Genomic DNA, 20209 nt, shown 5'->3' with positions numbered 1-20209 from the left:
CTTCTATGTGCCCACATTGCCGCTATATCGTATGCCCATTCCCCTGCTGGGGTGAATCGGCTTGCCGGCGGCCGTCAAGTGCTGGGGCATGGTTGAAAGTTAGGGGCACGAACGAGTGTCCGGGGCATGCCGAGAATTTAGGGAACATGGCCGACTGCCCGGGGTATGTCGAGAATATCGGGAACATGGCCGAGTGCCCGGGGTATGTCGAGGATCGGGAGCAGCCACCGAGACAGGGCCGCTGCCGGCAGCCTCGGCGTCATTTCGGCGAAGCGGCAGCTTCCGCACGGGTTGACCGGATCCTCCCGCTGCTCGCTGGCCGCAAAGAGGCAAGATGCCCAAACCCGACCGTCAGCGCCTACATAGAATAGAAGAATATAGCCTCTGCCTTAGGGGGAAAGACGGCATGAATACAGCCAGGAACAGAAACGCAACAGTCCGGAACGGCAGCAAAGCCAAACAGAAGAACAGGCCATCCGCTCCGGGGAGGAAGCTGAAAGGCAGCGGCGTTCAAACTGTCTCCAGCAAAATAGCCAAAACAGCCCTTCTGCTGCGCAGCGCCGAGCTGAGGAAGCATATTCCATCTACCCGCCGCCTGAACCGCGGCACGCTCGCCTCGATGCTGGGCCGCTACGGGATGGTCTATGTGAAACCCGATACCGGCTCGATGGGAATCGGGGTCATGCGCGTAGAGAAGAGCGGCAAAGGCTGCCGTTATCAAAGCGGCGAGAGCATCTTCGCCTTCAAGTCCGTATCCGCCTTGTTCCCGTCGCTGCGCCGGCAAGCCGGAACCAGACGTTATCTCGTTCAGAAGGGCATCCGCATGCTCAAGCATGACGGCCGGCCGTTCGACTTCCGCATCATGATCCAGCGGAATCCTGCCGGCCGCTGGGAATGCACCGGCACGGCCGCCCGCGTCGCCAGTCCGGGCAAAATCGTCTCCAACGGCAGCCAGGGCGGAACGATCTACACGCCGGAGGCGTTGCTTCATCCCGCTGCCGGCAAGTCCGGCACGATCCGGCTGCTGCGGCGGATGAACCGGCTGGCGCTGCTGACGGCAGCCGAATTCGGCCGCGCCTACCCCGCCATGAACGAGCTCGGCCTCGACATCGCTGTCGACCGCAAGCTGAAGCCGTGGATTCTCGAAGTCAACACCCGGCCGGATCCATGCCCGTTCACGAAGCTGGACGATCAGACAGCCATCCGCCGCATCGTCCGCTACGCCAAAGCTTACGGCCGCCGCTACAGCCTCGTTTGCGGCAAAGCCAAAAAAGCGCCCTGAAAGGGCGCCGGAGAAAGAGAAACCGTTCGGGGCGGAGATTTTTGCTAAGAAGGAACGTTATGGACTTCCACAAGCTTGGCAGCGACAGCCTGCGTCAGCTCCTCGACGGTCTTGGGCACAAACGTCTTCATGACTCCGTTCATCATGAACCCCATGGCTCCCTTGCCGGAGATGTCCAGGTGCCCCGTCAATCGGGTAAGGCCGTCGCCAAGCGCCGATGCTTCGAAGTATCCTTCGCCGCCGACGCTGTCGGAGACGCCGTCAATTTGAAAGGTCAGCCTGGACGGCTCGGTCCGGCCGGTGATGTCGATTTTCAGCTTGATCACCTTTTTCGTGAAGCCGAGATCGCCCTTGAAGGTCCAGAGCGCTTCGCTGCCGCCGAGCAGCTCATGCTCGATATAACCGGGCATAAGAGGCATCCACTTGTCCATATCGCTTGCAAAGCTCCATGCGTCTTGAACGGATACCGGTATTTCAACTGAATGCGATGCGTCTGGCAAGGCTATCACTCTTCCTTCTCGTTGAATTGGTAAGCGCTCTCAAATATGAAGGGCGACTGCCTCCGGCGGAGTTGTCCGGTCTCAAGATTCAGACGCTTGGGTCCATCATAGCAAATTTCCCTTTTTATGCCTATCCGCGTTGGTTCATGACACTCTTAGGAAAACATAGGGGCTGTCCATTGTCGCTTTCATGACGGACGGGACAACCTCCCACTGGGCTGGTCTCTTCGCTGGCATGGCACATCTCTCTCCGTTCAATTGGATAGTGGGCGAACAGGTCTGAAAGGGCTGAAGGCTCCGCCAAAAGCAAGCGCGATCATAGTGAATGGAAGAGCGAGAGCTTTCCGTTTGCCGTTCTCCCTTTGAACTAAAATGATAGTTAAACTATCATTTTTGACTCATCGTAGCATATCCCGTCTCCCTTGACAACGTTGTAGCAAAAATTGCGGAGCGCTATAATACGAGAATAAAATGACGACGGGAGCGGCAGACCGAAAACATGAACCCAGAAACAAGGCAGCGGCGCCTCCAAGCCATCATCGATGCAGCGGAGCAAGTGTTTACGAGAAAAGGAATCGACAAGTCCACGATGCAGGATGTCGCCACCGAGGCGTGTATAGGCGTTGCCACCGTATTCCGTTTTTTCCCGAAGAAAGAGAAGCTCGTTGTCGCGGTCGCCACCAAAATGCTGGAGGAAGTGCTGCAAGAGTTCATTGCCGTTGCAGCAATGCCGGAGACAAGCCTGCGCAAGCTCGAAATCCTCTTCGACAGCTCCATCAAGCTGCTGGAGCGCAAGGACAGCTCCAGCGTCAAGCTGCTGGAGAACTTCGAGAGCTACGCGGCCCAGTTCACCGAGCCGCTGGACGATATCAGCGTGTTCAACGCCGTCTACCGGCAGATCTCCGGAGTATTCGCCACCATCGTCGAGCAGGGCAAGCAGGATGGATCGATTCGCAGCGACTTGTCGATTCCCGAGACCTTGAGTACGGTCATGAACACTTTCGCTCTGCTCGCCCGCAAGCTTTCCTTGCAAAAAAGCATCCTGGTCGTCGAGCAGGACCTTGATCCTGCCGAGCAGCTTCAGATCCTGAAGCATATTTTCCTGAGTTATTTGAAGCCCTAAAAAGCTGACTCCGCAGTCTTGCGACTGCGGAGTCAGCTTTTTTCAACCAACAATGTAGATATAAAATGGTTTGCCGTTGAAGCTGTATAGCTGAGCTGCTTCCCCGCTTTGAGCCGCAGTACGATGTCGTTCCCGACGTTGGGCGCTAAGAACTAGGAATCCGCTCAATTCTGATTATTTCTGCGTCCTATATCTGTTCGTCCTAAATACCGCCGCAATTCCTTACGATGCGCATAGGCCAACAGCAGGAAATTCACGCCTGAGAACACGACCAGCTCCGCGGAATAGCGGCAGAGAAGCAAAAAAAGCAAAAGCAGAAGCATCCCCGCCACCACCTGAAAGCCATCCGAGGAAGACGAGGACGGCTTGCCTTTGCCGATCCACCGGAAACCGGCCAGCAGCAAAGCCAGAATGACGGCATAAGCAAGCGAAGCCTCGAATCCCGTTAGCGCGCTCCACACCCCGAACGTGACCGCGATCGCCTTCCCTCCCCGCCAGCCGGCAAAGGGCGAAAACATATGGCCGAGCACGGCTGCCACCGCCGGATAAACAACGCTGTAGCCGGTCAGGCCTCCCAATCGGAGCAGAGCAAATACCGGCAAGTATCCTTTGAGGAAATCCAGCGCGATTCCCGTCAGTCCATATCCATATCCGGCCGCTCTCCACAAGTTCAATGCGCCAGGATTTCCGTCTCCCTTTTCCTTCAGATCATGCTTCGCCAGCAATCCGAGCCAATAGGAGAACATCAGCGAGCCGGAGAGGAATGAGCCCGCCGTCCACATCAGCAGCCGCATCATCGCTCGCCGCGCCTCCTTACCGCGACCTGCCGGCCCTTCCAGGCTACGCTTCCGAAGAACGCCACCTGGTACACCGAGTACAGCATGACCAAGACGAAAAAGACCGTGCTCAGCATATGAACCGCGGGCATCCACAATCCGAACCTTCCCGTGCAGCGGAGGAAAGCGAACAGCTGCGCCGTGTACAGCACATACCCGATCGCCAAGGGAAGCGCCAGAGACGTTCCGAGCAGAAATGGAGCCGCCTCCGACGCCAGCAGGCCAAGCAGCCAGACCGCGACAAGCAGCGTCGTCCACAGGCTCAGCTTGCTCGTGCCGAGAATCGCTCCTTTGGCGAAGCCCTGCAGCTGGCTGCGGATGCCGTCCGGATACATCCGGAACGATACGGCTCCCATGCCGATGTAATTCGTGACCGGGATGCCGGCCTGAATGAACTTCGCGCCCAGCCTCAGATCGTCCATCACCTCGGAGCGCACGCCCTCATGTCCTTTCGCCCGTTCGTATTCCTCCCGCTTGACCAGGATGCACGAGCCATAAAAGCCCTTGTCCGGATTGCCCCTTTCCATGGGAGAAGTAAACGCGAACAGGCCCAGCAGATTGGGAATCAGGGCCAGCCTTTCGTAGGTTTTCTCCGTCTCGTGGTAAGGCACGACCGATACCGCTCCTCCCTCCCGCTGCCTGGCGGCCAGCAGGTCTTCCAGCGCGTGGGGGCAGAGCCGGACATCCGCATCGAGGAAGGCGATATGGTCGCCCTCGCAGTGCCGGTATCCGTTCCATACGGCCCAATTCTTGCCCGTCCAGCCGGGCGGCAAATGCTCGTTGACAACGACCTTCGCTCCGAAGCTTTCCGCGATCGCCCGCGTCCCGTCCTCCGACCCGTCGTCTACGACGATGATTTCGAAGGGGCGGCAGCTCTGATGCCGGAGAGATTGGAGCAGATGCGGCAGATTGGTCTCTTCGTTCCGGGCTGGAATGATGACAGAGAGCTTCCCCTCGAAATGGAAGGAGCGAGCCGCCCCTGGAACCCTGTTCCTGCGGAACAATACAAAGCCCGCCGCCCATGCAGCCGCCAGCGCGGCCATGATCGCGATTCCCATTCCCTTCCGCCCCCGATCCGGTACAAGTACCCATGGAACATGTATATGGCGGATGGAAGAGAAATAAGACCCCGCCGGCCGGTGATTGGTAAGCCGCGAGGTCGGGCACGGGAAGAAGAAGGCTGCGGCAGACTGACCTTCCAGCGGAATGGCTGTGTTGCTGGCGGTGCTCGATGATAGCTCCATGTTCCAGCGGCGGCCTGGGCTTCTGGCTGTTCTTGACCTTCGGCGATCGACCTGCTAGCCACAAGCTTGCAATGCCCTTCCCGAATATCAAGAAGAGCCCAGCCGCTCGATTGCGGCTGAACTCCCTTTTCACCTATAAACAAGGCAGCATTTCTTCCGTTCCCATTTTGAAATGGATCGCTCCGCTCCCTAGGAGACTTGCTTAGTCCGCGGCGCCGACTAGAAGACTTCAATCGCCTTCATCTTCCCCCTCCGGCCTTCAGGAGCTTCTTATACTGCTCCCGTGTCGCGAGGGGATCGAATTCATTGTAAAAGACATATTCGCCCTTCAGCTTGAAGCGGATATACGGAGGGTTGTTCTTGTAAACGAACAAGCGGGCCTTGCCCAGCTCCTCCAGCCGAAAATGGCCGCGCAAAGCTTTGCCGGTCGCCTCTCCGCTTCTTTTGGAGCCCCGCGGTACACGGTCCACGAGCGTCAGCTCCTTCATCTCCGATGGCTCGAAGCCGATCGAATACATCGGATACTTGATCTCGATCCGGCTGCCGGAATCGATCGTCATGATTGGCGAAGTGACCTCCGAGCGGATCGCCATGAATGAGGTTCCAATCAGCACCGCCGCCGTAAGGGCCAGCGTGCCGCCCATGATCCATTTGCCTGCGGCAGTGCCGGTGTTGATCGTCTCCCCCATCCCGATGCGCTTGGGTACAAGGACGCGCCGGTCATAGGGATTATGATACGTAAACCCGTTCGCCCAGTATTCGTCGTCGTCGCTGTAGATGATCTTGCCATCCGCCTCCAGCGTCTCCCTCTCCAAACGCCGGATTCGGCTATAGGCGCTGTAAACCATCAAGCCAGGAATGCAGGAGAACACCAGCAGGACCGAGATCCATAGTGCTTCATCGCCAGGGCTCTCCCGAGCCAGCAGCCGGTATAACAGCAGAGCATGGACGTTCTCGGCCAACGCGAGCAGCAGCCACAGCGTCGAGAGGGTTCTGCGCCTGAAAGCGTTCAGCAGCTGATTGGTCTCTCCGTTCATGCTGTAAGCCTTGGCTGCGCTTCTCCTTGCATGGCGGGCCAGCAGGAAGAATGCCAGTGCCAGCAAGAATCCGATGGAAGCGGGCGGAACCAGGGACACGTCCTGAAGCCAAGCATGCAAGACGAGAGCGGCGCCCATGACGAAGGGAATCAAGAAATACCATAAAGACGGACTCTTTTTGCCGGCAAGCCGGACGGCTTTCAAAAGTCTTGCCGGATGCGGGCGATATCGCCGTCCTCGGCGGCATCGGGAGGAAGAGCAACGGCGAACAGCATGCCGCTGCGGAATTTGGCCTGACCCGAATAGACGCCAAGCGACACAGCGCAGCAGATGAATGTGGTCAGACCGAGAACAATCGTCAAGATCAGCATGCAATCCCCCGTTTCGGAAAGAATTGAAGCTAGCTGGAAGTCGTTCTGTTCGCCATGCTGCGGAAAATCTGCGCGCAGAGGCTTTCGAAGCGGGAGGCATCCATTCCGTGGATCGATGCCTCCGCGATGATGAGCCGAAGCTCCTGCTGAAGCGGCTTGGACAGCTCGCTGCTGCGCTCGGGAGGCGGACTGACCTTGGCACCGTGCCGCCGGTCGATGACGATGTAGCCCTCCTGCTTCAGCAGCGCATAGGCTTTGTTGACCGTCATCATGTTCATGCCGAGCTCGTCGGCCAGCTGCCGGACCGTCGGCAGCTTCTCCTGCGGCTCCAGCCCGCCCGTCGCGATGCCGAGCACAATCTGGTTCCGCAGCTGCTCATAGAGCGGCGTCGCGCTGTCTTGGTCGAGGGTGATGAGCATGAGAAGACTCCTTTGCGGACAATGTTTGTATTACTTATATTAATACAAATAGTATTAAAAAGGAAGGTTTCAGGAAGGAATCTCCGTGGAGTTGTTTTTCGGGAGCGGCAAACGGCTACTGCTTGCTTGCCCCCCGACATAATCTGGAGTAAAGACCTAGCCTAGGATGTGGATGCGATGAGAGAAGCTCCCTTGCCTTCCCGTTCCACCGACAGACCCAAGCAAAAAATTGCTTAGAAGCTCCACCTTTTCCGTTTTCCCACAATTCACTATCAATACTACAAATCCTGGGACTTATGTCTTTTGTCCTAAAATTAAAATAGAAAATTAATATTTATATTCATTATTTAACATTTATTAGTACATTTGATGGATGTGCGAAATTTATGGATTATATATAATAAACATGTAAAATGTCATACACCAAATCCGCAACTAGACAAACTATTAATAATTTGGTATTGTCGCCCTGTATTGTACAAAAAATACATTGTGAGGAGGTAATTTATGAAAAAGAAAGCAAAGTTCTCAGTTCTATCTTTAGCGCTAGCCACAGCTTTGACGATTCCAACAGTTGTCAGTGCGACGGATTCTGGGGTAACACCTACTGAATCCACTCTTCCTACAGCAACAGCAAATCAAACGATCGACAATTCATTAGGACTTTTTGCTATAGGAAACAATTGGTCGGGAAACGCAAATAGCACTAGCACCAGCGCTAGCTCTAGTTTTGTAGTTCCAAAAGATTATGGTCATGTGAAACTTTATTTTCACAACATAGGTAAAGCCTCGGTAACCATTACGGTAACACACATTGAGTCAAACTACACGTATGTCGATGCAGTGTCTGTAGCGTCGGGAGCAGCTTATACTTGGAGAAGCACTACCAATTACCCACAAGGTATGAGATCCGGTAGTTATACTGTCTCCTATCATTCTTCCAGTGGTGCTGTAAACGTAGATTATGCCGGATTCGCTTCCAATAGTGCAGCTGAAGCGAACGGATAAAAAGGGGACATGTAGAAAAATCCTATTCCACAAGCTGGTTCCGGTATTGATCCGGGGCCAGCTCTTTTTCCGTCTATTTATAAACTTGAAAATTGGCTTAGAAGGATTTATCTTTGTGTTTATATGATGGAATATGGTGAAGATTGGCTGGAAAATATTCCGAAGAGAGCTACTGAAGGACTAATGCCCTTATAAACCGAAATAAAGCCCTCGTTATAAAAACCGAGAGCTCATGAAGAGAGGGGCAGGCTCAATCAGATAGAATCTGAAGCAATCCTTTTAATCGCTATGACATAATCCTCCTCAGAATCAATTCGAGGGGGATTTTTCATGACCAATGCAGATGTTCGTAAGAAGTGGGAAGCCCGTGTTGAAGCCTCCCGAAACAATTGTTCGTAATGTCCAAGCAACCTATGCAGCAAGAAAATATCCTATCCTATGGACGCACAGTTTTATTCGAGCCGCATAGACGTTTGGCAAGCTGGATAAATACGAACAGGTAAGGTGATGGAAACTATGCTTTATACCGCTCTCGGCGACTCCATTACATTCGGGGAGAACGCCTCTTCATTCGCGAGGTCCTACCCCCGGTTGGCTGTTTCATCCTTGAGCTCGCGCACCCGCAAGGCCGTCGGGAATGTAGTCGCTAGGCCCGGCTGGACCAGCGAGGATTTATGGCGTGCCATGAATGGCAACCCGGGCATCAGCCGATCCGATATCGTCTCGGTATGGATCGGAGGGGTCGATATATCGGATGCCGCCTTGGCATCCGTCGCGACCCAGAATCCGCCGGCCATTCAACAAGCTCTAGCCAACTATCGGCAAAATCTGAGTCGGATTCTAGGCCATTTGGAAAAAACAAGCCGTGCCCGCATCATCTGCTTCACGCAATACAATCCTTTTCCGAACAGCTCTGTCGCCGTTGCCGGAATCCGCGCACTCAATCAGACGACAATGGAAGTCGCCCGCCGCCACCGCGTCTCGATCGCACCCGCGCATAAGTGGTTTGAAGGCAAGCAAGCAAGCTTGATCTACGGCTACCGGCAAGGGAAAGTCGAAGACGCCTTGAGCGGGTTCATGCCGATCCACCCCAATGATCACGGGCATCAAGTCATCGCATCGGGATTGATCCCTTATCTGAATTCCGGCAAGTAGCATCGCAGATAAGGCTTGCTGAACCACAACGAACACCGCCCCTGACGGACGGTGTTTTTCGTTGATTAAACCATTTATTTCCTGTTTTTATTTATCGTCCATTAACAATTCGGCCATAAACTGAGTATACAGCCTCCCACTACTACTCGTACGAAAGAAAGGAACATCATATCATGGGAATTCATGCGTATTTTCAATCCTTGAACGATCTCGAACGCATCATTCGCTGTCCCGGCAAGTTCAAGTTCGAAGAGCATAGCGTGTCCGCGCATTCCTGGAAAGTCGTTCAATACGCCAAAACGCTGGCGGATATCGAGGAAAGCAACGGCGTCGCCATCAACTGGAAGAAGCTGTACGAAATTACGAGCAGCCATGATTACGGCGAAATCTTCATCGGCGATATCAAAACGCCCGTCAAGCATCACTCCATGGAGCTGCGTGGCATGCTGCAGCAGGTGGAGGAGGGAATGATCGCTCTCTTTATCGAAGAGAATATTCCCGAGGAGTTGAAGCCAATATTCCGCAGACAGCTGCGCGAGGGCAAGGACGATTCCGTCGAAGGGCTCATTCTCGAGGTGGCCGACAAGCTCGATCAGGTATACGAAGCGCTTACCGAATTGCAAAGAGGCAACCGGGAGAAGGAATTCGTCACGATGTACCGCGAAGCGCTCGTTAAAATCAAGAAGATCAAGCTCCATTGCGTGGATTACTTCCTGGATAACATCCTGCCCGACATCGTGAAGGAAAGCTCGGATTGTCCCTTTGATATCCGGAAGATTACGAAAGAGGCATTGGAACTCTAATGACGGAGATTTGATCTGTACCAACTGCCCTCCCCAACACACCGCCCCCTTCTCTTACATATTCCACCTTATTTCATTTGGAGGCAGAGGAGAATTGCTGCCTTCTGTCCTAAGGCAGCGGAACACAGGCGTCCATGGCACCGCCACGTGTTCTTGATGTGTCCGGAGCAGGCCTCATACATATAAAAAAAACACCTCATTGGTGTTAGTTCGAACCCGTTCTTATTTCTTTACCAGCTCATCCACTTCACTTTTCAACAACAGGTATCTATGAACACTTCTCATGATCGGCACTTTGGTCAGCCTGTTTTTATCCGCATAGACTTTCATTTGATCTTTGGAAAGACCCAATAAATGACCTGCTTCTGTAACCGTCAGCACAATTTCATTGCTTGTAGCGTTGAAGGTTTTTTTGACCTTTAAATTCCAGTCTTCGAATGCATTCATTTCAGCGCATCCTTCCCTATTCAGAGCCAAGCCAATGGCTTCATTGACTTCACTATTCTTATTATAACAGAAGTTCAAGCTTTCTCCTAAACCATTCGATGGCTCTCCTCTATTCCAACCATCAAAAGCAAACATCCACAACCTCACGGTTGTGGATGTTCAATATGGAGGCGAGCCGCGGTTATGCCAGTCTAATGACACCGTTCCCCTGCAAGACCGCCTTATTCCTTCACGGCGCCCAGCATAATACCGGATACGAAGTACCTTTGCAGGAAAGGATATACGATCAGCATCGGCACCATAGCGATAAACACCTTGGCCGAATTCAGCGTCCGGTTGGACAGCTCGGACAGCTTCTTGTATTGCTCGGGGGTCAGATTGGTGCCGACCGGAATGTTGACGACAAGCTGCTGGATATAGGTTTGGAGCGGGTATTTATCGGAAGTGTTCATCAGCACCAAGCCGTTGAAGAATTCATTCCAGTGATAAACGCTCAGGAACAACGCCACTGCGGCCAACACCGGGATCGAGCATGGGATATACACCCGGAACAAGATCGACCACGGACCGGCGCCGTCGACTACGGCCGCCTCATTCAGCTCCTTGGGCAGATTGCGGAAGAAGTTCATGATCAGGATCACGTCGAAAACCGGTACGCCTCCGCCCAGCACCAACGCCCAGATCGTATTGATCAGATGATAGTTTTGAATCGTGAGATACCACGGGATCAGCCCTCCGTTGAACAGCATGCAGAAGACAAGAATCCACATGAACGTATTGCGCATCTTGAAATCCTTCTTGGGCCTGGCAAGCGGGTAAGCCATCAGTACCGTCATCAGCAAGGAAAACGACGTACCGAGCACGGTGCGCTGAATGGAAATCCAGAACGCGTTGAAGAACAGCCTGTCATTGATAATTTCCTTGTACGGCGTCAAGGAGAAGCCGATGGGATAAATCGTAACCAAGCCTGCATTGGCGGCGGACTTGTCGGAGATCGATACGCAGAAGGTGTACCACAGCGGGTATAAGCAGCTGATGAGCAGGAGGCCGAGAATGACGATATTGGCAATGTCGAACGTCCGCGAGCCTAATGTTGTATTTCGGACCAATGCAGCGCCCTCCTCCCTCAGAATACCGTGTAGTCGGCATAGCGATATGCCAGGCGATAGGAGATGAAAATCAGCACAAAGCTGATGACCGACTTGAACAATCCAGCAGCCGTCGCCAGCGAGTACTGAAGATTTTGCAAGCCCAGCCGGTACACCCATGTGTCCAGAATATCTCCGGTAGAATACACCAGCGGGTTATAAAGGTTGTACACTTGATCGAATCCGGCATTCAGCACGTTGCCGAGACTCAAGACGCCCAGCAGCACGACTGTGGTCGTCAGCGCCGGCAGCGTGACGTGCCGGATCAACTGCCAACGGTTGGCGCCGTCAATGGCGGCGGCCTCATACAGATTGAGATTGATGCCTGTCAGCGCCGCGAGATAGATAATGGAGTTGTAGCCGAACTCCTTCCACACGTCGGTGCCGATGAGCAGTTGCCGGAAAATGCCGGAATCGGCCATGAACAGCTTCGGATCAAAGCCGAACATCCCAGCGACCGTATTCACGACGCCATAATAGCCGAATATCCCGATCACTATCGTCGACAGGATGACCCACGACAGAAAATGCGGCAGGTAAACGACGGTCTGGACCAGCTTTTTGTAGCGCAGGCTGCGGATTTCGTTCAGCAGGATGGCAAAGATAAGCGGAATAAGCAGATTGAGCACGATTTTGCCGACGGCGATAATAAAGGTATTGATGATAACCGTCTTGCTGTCGTTGAGTTGAAACATATACTTGAAGTTTTCCAGCCCGACCCACTGAGATTTGAGCAGCCCCGCTCCCGGATTATAATTCTGGAATGCCATCAGAATACCGAACATAGGCACAATGCTGAACATAACGAGCCAGACCATACCCGGCAGCAGCATCAAATAATAGTGTTTCTGATGGCCTAATTTCCTCATCATGGCCAACCTCCCGTCTCCCTAACAGGATCTGAAGCCTGCGCAAAGCACCGGAGCGGCCAGCGCTTTCCGCAAGCTTCTGCCTGATCACTTCTTCAAGAGCTCTGCGACTTCCGCCGTGATCTCATCTCCGCCTTGAGCATTCCAGTCCTTCACGAATTTGTCGAAGGAGTCGATAGGCGCTTGGCCAAGGATGATTTTCAGCACCGTCTCATCCTCCATTTTCTTGAGGTTGGCCCATTTCGTTTCCATTGTAGGGGTCTGGTTGTAGGTGACGCTGAAAACCTTCTTATCGATGGGAATCGTCGCGAACGGACGATCGCCGATCATGATGGAATACAAGCGCTGGAAGTCGCCGAAGTTGGATGTGTTGAAGTTGCCGACATTCAGCTCCTCATACGGAGGCTTGATGACGCTCTGCACCTTTTTCGCATCCGCATACATCAGTTTGTACAAGCTGTTCGGCTTATTGTAATCCTCGGGCTTGGTCTCGCCCTTCAGCACTTTCAGAAGCTCGACATACTCGTATTCCGTCTCGTTGGCCGCAGCCAGCACGTTGCGAAGCGGATACCAGCCCACGCTGACCGACAAATCAAATGTCGCTTCATCGCGCACGAGGGCATTGTTCATGATGAGGATGGCTTTGACGACATCCGGCTTGGCGTTTTTGCTGATAACGGTGTAGGTGCTGCCCGTCGTCTTCATATGCGCATTCCACTTGTTGTCGTCGGAATAGACCGGATAGGCCTGCCAGTTCGCAGTAGGATCATTCTTGAAGGAGTCCCCGTTGCCATAGCCGCCGTTCCACCATGGACCGAAGAATATCCCCGTCTGGTTCGCATTGATGGGATCCCCTACGTTGTCGCGGGTGCCAACCTCGGGATCGATAAGCCCTTTTTTATACCAGTCGGCCAGCAATGCCAACGTTTTTTTCGTCGTATCCGTCGTCGTTCCGTACGTTACCGATCCATCGCCATTGTCGAGCCAGTATCCCGGGTACGCATCCATCGCGCCAAAGATAGGGTCAAAGCCCCCCATATTGTTGGAGGATACGAGGAAGGTGGAATACGGGTAGGTGTTTTTGGAAGGACCGGCAATGCCGATCGTTTTGTCGCCGCCAAGCTTGTTGTCCATGAAAGCCTTCGCCGTCTTTTCGATATCCGCCACCGTCTTCGGCACAGGCAGCTGCAGCTTGTCGAGCCAATCCTTGCGGATCCACAGAACGTGCACGCCGTCCGTATCCACCGTAATATTCGGGATCGAAACCATCTTGCCTTTATAGCTGGCGTTTTCCAATGCGCGGCCATCGGTGCTTGCCATAATGTCCTTCACCTGCGAGGATTGGTACTGCTGGAACAGATCGGTGATATCATACAGCAGTCCCGAGCTGGCCGCCTTGGTCATGAAGGAGCGGTCGTCGACGACCATGCCGTCAGGCAGCTTGCCGGATGCGATTGTCAAGCTGACCTTCTGCTTGAAATCGTTGCCGGTAGCCGCAGTCCAATCCACAATCACATTGATGTTGTACTTGTCCTTGAGGTAGCGCGTGTACTGGTTGTTGCCCACACTGTCGCCTTCAGGCAGCGTTTTGTCTGTCGGATCCACCATCATGCCGATGTGGACGTCAACAGGCTTGGGGAATTTGGAGAAGGCGAGGTCATCTCCGGAAAGTGCCGGGGCTGCAGAGTTTGTCCCCGGATCTGAAGACGCTTTCAAATCATCCGATGAAGAATTGGAGCTACACGCTGTTACGCTTAGGCCAAGCATTACGACGGAAAGCAGCTTTGCCATATTCTTTTTCATCCTGGTCCCTCCCCGTGGTTCCTTGCCCTCTCATTGTACCTTTGAAGCGGGGAAAAAAAGTCGGACGGATGTGCCGTGTTTTGTGGCGGATACGGGGATGAGGCAGGCATTTGTGCGATAGATTGCCATCATTCATCCCCCCTATGGAATTGGGCCCGGAATTCGGAAGGCAGAAGACGGGTCTGTTCATAGAACAGCTGGGAGAAATACTTGGAGTCGTTGTAGCCTACGGCATGAGCAACCCAAGCAATCGATTGGTTGGTCTCGCAGAGCAGCCGCTCGGCGGCTCTTATCCGCTCTTGTCTCAAGTATTCGTTGAACGTCGACCCTGTCAGCTTCTTGAAGCATTGGCTGAAATAGCTTCGGCTCATGTGGACATGATCGGCGACATCCTCGGCATGCAGCGTACTCGAAGCCTGCTCGCGAATGAACAACACCGCCTTCAGAATGCTTATGGTCGTATTGGCAAGATCGGTTGAAGCCTCGACCTGCGCATGGACACGTCTCCTGAAATCGCGCAGCCATTCCAGCGCCGACCGGACATCGTTGGCATCCGACCGGAGCTCGGCATTCAGGGCGAAAGCAGACTCCAGCTGCGACAGCACACGCATCCACAGCCCTTCCAGACGGCGCAAGGAAACCTTGGCTTCTGCGGTCTGTTTGCATAGGCGCTGGAAGACCGATTCGTTATAGAGCCAGTAGAGAGAGCGCCATTCCTGCTCCAATGCGCACCACTCTTCTTCCTCCAGTGAGCCGTTGTTTTGCTCGGGGGCAGGCGCAGGCGAGGATGACACCGAAGGCTTGGCTGAACGCTGAGGCATTTCTCCTGTCATTTGCTGCCGGATCCGCTTCAATATCTGCTCGTCGTCCTCCGATTCCAGACGCACCTTGGATATATAATCGAGCACGCCCATACGGTAGGCCGTCTGCACATTCTCAAACTCTTCATGAAAAGATAAAATCACGGAGCGCAGCCCCGGAAATCGTTGCCTTGTTACTTGAAGCAGCTCCATTCCTGACATCACGGGCATCGAGAGATCCACGAACATGAGATCCACCTCATGCCTTTCCATGAACTCCAGTGCCTTCGCGCCGTTCGCCGCCTCTCCCACAACCATCATATCGTGATCGGACCAGGGCATAATCGAGATCAAGCCTTTGCGGGCAAGCTTGTCATCGTCGACAATCAATACACGGATCAACTCGCACTCTCCTTTCTGGGATGGAGAACAGGAAGCTCTAACGTGACCGTCGTGCCTTGATTCGGAGTGCTTTCTATCCCTATGCGGGCTTTATAGCCATAAAATGATTCCAGCATGGATCGAACATAACGAAGCCCGATCCCCCAGCCTGTCTGCTGCTGATCCGGCGTGTCGCGCTGCAGCAAGGCCAGCGTCTCCCGACTCAGCCCTTTGCCGTCGTCGCGGATGACGATACGCACCATCTGTGCCGTTTCATCCGGCCAAATGCTGATTTCCAGCTTGCCGTGATCGTCTAGGCCGTGGCAGACGGCATTTTCCACGATGGGCTGCAGAATGAATCTCGCAACAGAGCTGTCGAGGTAGGCCCCTTCCGCAACAGCCAGCTCCACCTCAAAATCATGCCGCATCTGCTGCAGCTCCAGATAGGTCCGCATGACCTCTATTTCCGACCGTAAGGTAGCCCTCTCCTTCGACTTTCCCAGGTTGTAGCTAAGCAAAAAAATAAGCGAGGAAACAAATCTCTCGATCTCCGCCTGCTTATGCATGACCGCCAGCCAGCGGACCGAATTGAGCGTATTCATCAGAAAATGCGGGTTGATCTGATAGGCGAGCTTTTCGATCTCCAGCTGATGGCGGCGCTTCTCCTTCTGCTCGACATCCAGGATCAGCTGTTGAATTTGCCGTTTCATAACATTGAACTGATGGAATATTCGGTCAAATTCATCGATCCCCGTATGATAGCGGCTGGTGCCCATGTATCCCTTGCCGAACGTCCTCATCTCCTTTTCGATCATTAGAAACGGCCTGTTGATGAGCCGCCGCAATAACAGAGTGAGCATAACCATCATGAAGAGAGCAACGGCGAGAATCCAATACATATGATTTTTCCACGTGTAGAGCTCGTGGTTGTAGCTGGAGACGGGAAGCAGCAGCGTGATGTCGTAGCCGTATTCGCCTTGCATCCGGTTCCATACATAACCGTCCGTCATCCCGGATTGGCCGCTTAGCCGGAGATGTTGGCCAACCGCATAAGCAGTTGAGTTGCTGCTGTAGGTCACCGAGCCCGTCGTGTCGGTGAATATAAGCGTATAGGGGATATTCAAGCTTTCCGCCAACGAATTCATATCGGTGATGATATCGGATTTGGCTTCGACATACACGACTAGCTGCGTTCCGTCTGAAAATCGAATTTCCCGTGTCACCGACACAACCTGATCATCGCTGAATCGGCATAGAGATTTATGCGGAGACTGGTATTTCAACTCCCCCATGCCGGCTACATCGGGCAAGGATTGGCGTGTGAAGCCGCCGCGCAGCGGCAAATTCGAATATGCAGCATTCCCGCTTGCAGGATTATAATACATCACCAGTTCCATAGCCGGGTTCGAAAACGTAATCAAGCCAATATTGTAGGAAATATCGCGCGAGAGAAGACGCTGGCTATAAATATCCGTGGCAGAGAGATACGTTTCCATCAGGTTGCCGACCGTTCCTTCCGGCGTCATCTGCTGCGTAACCTGAAGCAGGCTGCTGTACATCTGGTTCACCTTCGATGTTTGCTGGTGCAGATCAAAAGCCATGGAGGTCTTGATTTTATCTCGCTGCATCGTGTAGATCGCATTATAGGACACAGACGCCATCAAGACGGCGCATCCTACAAGGCCGACGGTCAAAAGCACCATGATTCGTTTGCGGAGAGAGGAGAACATGAACCGGCTGCGCAGCATGCGCAAGAAACTTATCTTCCTACTTGTAGGCTTCATCCAATGATCACCGCATCTCCAGCTCCTCCCGATAAGTATGGAACAATATTCGCTGTTCGGCATGATCATCCTTCCTAGGTAGAGAGGAAAGTTGCCTTGCACAAACCATTAGCAATCCGGAGAAAAAGCAAAAATCCACAACCATTGAGGTTGTGGATTTCAGTATGAAGGCGAGGGGTCGTATGGGTAAATCCATAATTCGACACCCGCTTAATGATTCAGATGTTTCGGGAAGCTGCGCAATCAACCTGTCTGCTTGTCTGATCTTGGCTTAGCCTAGCCTCGTTTAACCCATCGTACGACGATCGTTCAAATGTCTTCATTAGTGGGACTTTTTCAAAAGACAGCACTTTTTATGTTTTTTCCCGCTGCCGCATGGACAAGGTTCGTTTCTGCCGACTTTCGAGGATGCCGATGGGAACTGGACCACGTTGCCGGCATTCTCGCTCCGGCTTCGCCTCGGACTTAGCTCATGAGGAGTAAAGCCGCGATTGGACCACATTCTCGTCGTATTGTGCACATCAATAATGAGCGGCATCATATCGGTCAGCTGCTTCTTGCTCAAGCGGATACTACGCCTCTCAAATTCTTCCATGATGACGTCAAGCGGCTCTTCCATCGAACATGCGAGCTGGATATCATCCACGATCGCGTCAGCCATCCGCTCTCCTTCGCCCAACTGCCGCATGATATAGCTCTTCAATACATCCAGCTGGGGCGTCTTCTCGAAATAATCCATTTCCGCGTAACGCAGCAGCTCTTCCTTGGGAGGAATGTAGTACGGCTTGTTCTGTACACTCTCCAAGAACGCTTCATAATCGTCCAGGCTTTCTCCATCCAAGCCATCGCTATATAGAAATCCTCGCTGAATGTCCCAGGTCAGCATTTTATCCGAGACGGATGATCGGATTCGATTGAATTGCTCCTCCGTCAAGCCGCCGCCGTTTTGATCATTGATAATCTCGATAATCTTCGAAACGGGACAGATTCCATACAGATTGGCCGCAGCTTCAATATACCGAAGTACTAGCTGGGTTATACTGCGTTCTTCACGGAATGATTTCTGATCAAGCGTCTTGTATGCAGCCTTCACTTCCTCCGGCATGACAAAGAACAGCTGGTCCCGCTCCATGAAGCTGAACACCAAGCCTTTATCCATCAAAAACAAGTAAGCATTCGCAAAAACAGCATTATCCTGAATATACGGGGCTTTTAGAAGTCGGCACACAAGCTCCCATTCCTGCTCTTCCGCTGTAAGGAAAGCCAAACGCACTTGATTCGCATTCGTAATCCGCTCGCATAGCGCATCCGCGAGCTCCTGCTTTTTCAGCTTGGAGCGCCCTGTCAGCGCGCAATTCGCAGCAATGAAATTCAATCGATCTTTGTTCAGCCGTGCAAGAATATCCTTCAAACCAGTCACGACTGAACCTTTGATCGCATGGTTGACGTTCAGCTGCTGCATCTCTTTTTCCAAATCTAAATCCATTTCATAACTCCTTTACCTATCAACCCATATAAATCAATTGTACCCTAACCCGGCTCGCAATTGAACCAAGTGAAAGTATCCGACAAATGAGTTCCAGGTCCGAAGTCAATTCATAACTTGAAGCAATCCCCGATTACAAGTCAGCGAAAGCAAAAATCCACAACCTCAAGGTTGTGGATTTTCAGTATGGAGGCGAGGGGATTTGAACCCCTGTCCGAAGGCAACGGCACACAGGCATCTACGGGTGTAGTCACGGATTTGATGTCACCCAGGCCGACGCCCCGTAACCGGCTGCGATCTGGGTCAGCCTGATTGTCTTCTTCAGCACACCCCAGGCGGAGATGTGACAGCGTAGCCTACTAAGAGTGAGCCCCTACATCCGGCACATAGGCGATGCTGGAGAGGAGCTTAGCATACAGTTTCTTAGGCTGCTGCTAAAGAAGTACGTTGGTTGCCATTTAATAGGCTTTAGCGTTGATAAAGCGGACGCGTCCCCACTACCCGCAACCCATGCTCGAACTACCCCCGTCGAATCCATAAACGCCCCCGAACAGATCCGTCCAGCCTTATCCTGCACCTAAGCTGCAGGGTAAGCGCGGCGGTCCGAAGCGCAAGGACTGTGACGAGACAAGCGGCACAGCATTGCAAAAATAATCAAAGACCAACGTAACGATTACTATGGACTTAGTATAACACAGATGACGCCGCAATTGCGAAGGAAGTGCTGGAAACAACGCTGATATCTGGTGATGGAGCCAATCCACCATCCAACTGGATGAGACACAGCTAATTTTCAATCACCGATCGTGCAGATCTTGATGATTTGCAATCGAAAGTCTCGTTGTTCCTTTGCCTCGGATTGCTGAAAGCAGTCCTGCACAAGTCGGATTAGCGTACTCCCCTGCAACAGGTTGCTTGCTTGCTTGCTACCGAGCCACCTTCTGCTTCTCGCGCAGAGCCCGCTGGATATCGCGCTGGGCATCCCGCTTCGCGGCCGTATCGCGCTTGTCGTATTGCTTCTTGCCCTTGCCGAGCCCGATCAGAATCTTGGCATAACCGTTGCGCACATAAATCTTCAGCGGCACGATGGAGTAGCCTTCCTGCTTGGACTGGCCGTACAGCTTCGCGATCTGCGACTTGTGCATCAGCAGCTTGCGAGCACGCGTCGGATCGGTCGGATTGTGGCGGTTGCCCTGCTCGAACGGACTGATATGCATGTTGTTCAGGAACATCTCGCCATTGCGGATCGTTGCGAACGCATCGTTGAGATTGGCGCGTCCGGTCCGCAGGGATTTGATTTCCGTACCCATGAGCACCATGCCGGCTTCGTAGGTTTCCTCGATGAAATAATCGTGGGAAGCCTTTTTGTTCTGAGCCAGCGGCTTCTGGGACTGGTCCTTCTTCGGAGCCATGGTGCTTCGCTCCCTTCTGTCGTCGGAATGGATTGATTGACTGCTTTAAGTCCTATCGGATCTTATTGTAGCAAAGGAAATCGCCGCTCAGCAATCGCTCTGACTTATGCAGGACCGTTCTTCTTGATGCCGATGGACTAGGTAACGGTTATTTGGCGAATGTGAATGACATGGTTCGAGAAGGCTGAGCTGCTTATGGCGGCTACCGCCATCTTCTTCGAGATGAAAAACCGGGGATTGCCGCATCGGCAATCCCCGTGTTCATACCCGCCTCAGCGGGATATCGAATCATTCATCTGGC

The 20209-nt window shown here is 53.1% G+C and carries 19 protein-coding genes and 1 other RNA gene; 5 read left to right on the top strand and 15 right to left on the bottom strand.

The features are described from left to right. The first annotated feature begins 406 nt into the window (after positions 1-406). Positions 407-1282: a YheC/YheD family protein gene (locus ACLBWT_RS12700; RefSeq protein WP_447663476.1), complete on the top strand. Its 876-nt coding sequence runs from the start codon at positions 407-409 to the stop codon at positions 1280-1282. A gap of 44 nt (positions 1283-1326) precedes the next feature. Here the strand turns inward: ACLBWT_RS12700 and ACLBWT_RS12695 are convergent, their stop codons facing one another. Beyond that, positions 1327-1791: a CoxG family protein gene (locus ACLBWT_RS12695; protein WP_447663475.1), complete on the bottom strand. Its 465-nt coding sequence runs from the start codon at positions 1789-1791 to the stop codon at positions 1327-1329. Between the two features lie 490 nt (positions 1792-2281). Here ACLBWT_RS12695 and ACLBWT_RS12690 point away from each other — a divergent pair, with 490 nt between their 5' ends. Further along, positions 2282-2905: a TetR/AcrR family transcriptional regulator gene (locus tag ACLBWT_RS12690; RefSeq protein WP_447663474.1), complete on the top strand. Its 624-nt coding sequence runs from the start codon at positions 2282-2284 to the stop codon at positions 2903-2905. 164 nt (positions 2906-3069) lie between these two features. Here ACLBWT_RS12690 and ACLBWT_RS12685 read toward each other — a convergent pair whose 3' ends face one another. The 5 genes from ACLBWT_RS12685 to ACLBWT_RS12665 form a co-directional block, all read right to left on the bottom strand. Beyond that, a complete protein-coding gene (locus tag ACLBWT_RS12685; RefSeq protein ID WP_447663473.1) occupies positions 3070-3702 on the bottom strand; it encodes a glycerol-3-phosphate acyltransferase in 633 nt (210 codons plus the stop codon). Further along, on the bottom strand, positions 3699-4799 hold the full coding sequence (locus ACLBWT_RS12680; RefSeq protein WP_447663472.1) for a glycosyltransferase: 1101 nt from the start codon (positions 4797-4799) through the stop codon (positions 3699-3701). Before ACLBWT_RS12680 ends, ACLBWT_RS12685 begins: the two co-directional genes overlap by 4 nt. 425 nt (positions 4800-5224) lie before the next feature. Continuing rightward, positions 5225-6226, bottom strand: coding sequence for a DUF5808 domain-containing protein (locus ACLBWT_RS12675; protein ID WP_447663471.1), 1002 nt, complete (start codon positions 6224-6226; stop codon positions 5225-5227). Next, positions 6223-6393, bottom strand: coding sequence for a hypothetical protein (locus ACLBWT_RS12670; RefSeq protein WP_447663470.1), 171 nt, complete (start codon positions 6391-6393; stop codon positions 6223-6225). The genes ACLBWT_RS12675 and ACLBWT_RS12670 overlap by 4 nt, the downstream gene beginning before the upstream one ends. 29 nt (positions 6394-6422) lie before the next feature. Next, positions 6423-6812, bottom strand: coding sequence for a GntR family transcriptional regulator (locus ACLBWT_RS12665; protein ID WP_447663469.1), 390 nt, complete (start codon positions 6810-6812; stop codon positions 6423-6425). 507 nt (positions 6813-7319) lie between these two features. Here ACLBWT_RS12665 and ACLBWT_RS12660 point away from each other — a divergent pair. The 3 genes from ACLBWT_RS12660 to ACLBWT_RS12650 all read left to right on the top strand — a co-directional run bounded on the left by ACLBWT_RS12660 (position 7320) and on the right by ACLBWT_RS12650 (position 9778). Further along, positions 7320-7820: a hypothetical protein gene (locus ACLBWT_RS12660; protein ID WP_447663468.1), complete on the top strand. Its 501-nt coding sequence runs from the start codon at positions 7320-7322 to the stop codon at positions 7818-7820. A 507-nt stretch (positions 7821-8327) separates the two neighbouring features. Next, positions 8328-8975 carry an SGNH/GDSL hydrolase family protein gene (locus ACLBWT_RS12655; protein WP_447663467.1) on the top strand — a complete coding sequence of 216 codons (648 nt, stop codon included), beginning with the start codon at positions 8328-8330 and terminating at the stop codon, positions 8973-8975. Between the two features lie 173 nt (positions 8976-9148). Continuing rightward, the gene (locus ACLBWT_RS12650) at positions 9149-9778 is read left to right on the top strand and encodes a YfbR-like 5'-deoxynucleotidase (protein WP_447663466.1); all 630 of its coding nucleotides are present in this window, start codon (positions 9149-9151) and stop codon (positions 9776-9778) included. A gap of 222 nt (positions 9779-10000) precedes the next feature. Here ACLBWT_RS12650 and ACLBWT_RS12645 read toward each other — a convergent pair whose 3' ends face one another. The 9 genes from ACLBWT_RS12645 to smpB all read right to left on the bottom strand — a co-directional run bounded on the left by ACLBWT_RS12645 (position 10001) and on the right by smpB (position 19908). Then, a complete protein-coding gene (locus ACLBWT_RS12645) occupies positions 10001-10225 on the bottom strand; it encodes a DNA-binding protein (protein WP_447663696.1) in 225 nt (74 codons plus the stop codon). A gap of 221 nt (positions 10226-10446) precedes the next feature. After that, on the bottom strand, positions 10447-11334 hold the full coding sequence (locus ACLBWT_RS12640) for a carbohydrate ABC transporter permease (RefSeq protein WP_447663465.1): 888 nt from the start codon (positions 11332-11334) through the stop codon (positions 10447-10449). 17 nt (positions 11335-11351) lie between these two features. Next, a complete protein-coding gene (locus tag ACLBWT_RS12635; RefSeq protein WP_447663695.1) occupies positions 11352-12242 on the bottom strand; it encodes an ABC transporter permease in 891 nt (296 codons plus the stop codon). 87 nt (positions 12243-12329) lie between these two features. After that, entirely contained in the window at positions 12330-14045 is a 1716-nt protein-coding gene (locus tag ACLBWT_RS12630; RefSeq protein ID WP_447663464.1) for an extracellular solute-binding protein, read from the bottom strand. A gap of 128 nt (positions 14046-14173) precedes the next feature. After that, positions 14174-15247, bottom strand: coding sequence for a response regulator (locus ACLBWT_RS12625; protein ID WP_447663463.1), 1074 nt, complete (start codon positions 15245-15247; stop codon positions 14174-14176). Further along, a complete protein-coding gene (locus ACLBWT_RS12620; protein ID WP_447663462.1) occupies positions 15244-17079 on the bottom strand; it encodes a sensor histidine kinase in 1836 nt (611 codons plus the stop codon). Before ACLBWT_RS12620 ends, ACLBWT_RS12625 begins: the two co-directional genes overlap by 4 nt. A gap of 253 nt (positions 17080-17332) precedes the next feature. Beyond that, on the bottom strand, positions 17333-18496 hold the full coding sequence (locus tag ACLBWT_RS12615) for a YecA family protein (protein WP_447663461.1): 1164 nt from the start codon (positions 18494-18496) through the stop codon (positions 17333-17335). A 184-nt stretch (positions 18497-18680) separates the two neighbouring features. Further along, positions 18681-19044: a transfer-messenger RNA gene (gene ssrA, locus ACLBWT_RS12610) on the bottom strand. Positions 19045-19422: 378 nt separating this feature from the next. Further along, entirely contained in the window at positions 19423-19908 is a 486-nt protein-coding gene (gene smpB / locus ACLBWT_RS12605; protein ID WP_447663460.1) for an SsrA-binding protein SmpB, read from the bottom strand. Between the last annotated feature and the right edge of the window lie 301 nt (positions 19909-20209).

Source organism: Paenibacillus sp. D51F, from assembly GCF_053345695.1.
This window is presented reverse-complemented; position numbering and strand designations above follow the sequence as displayed.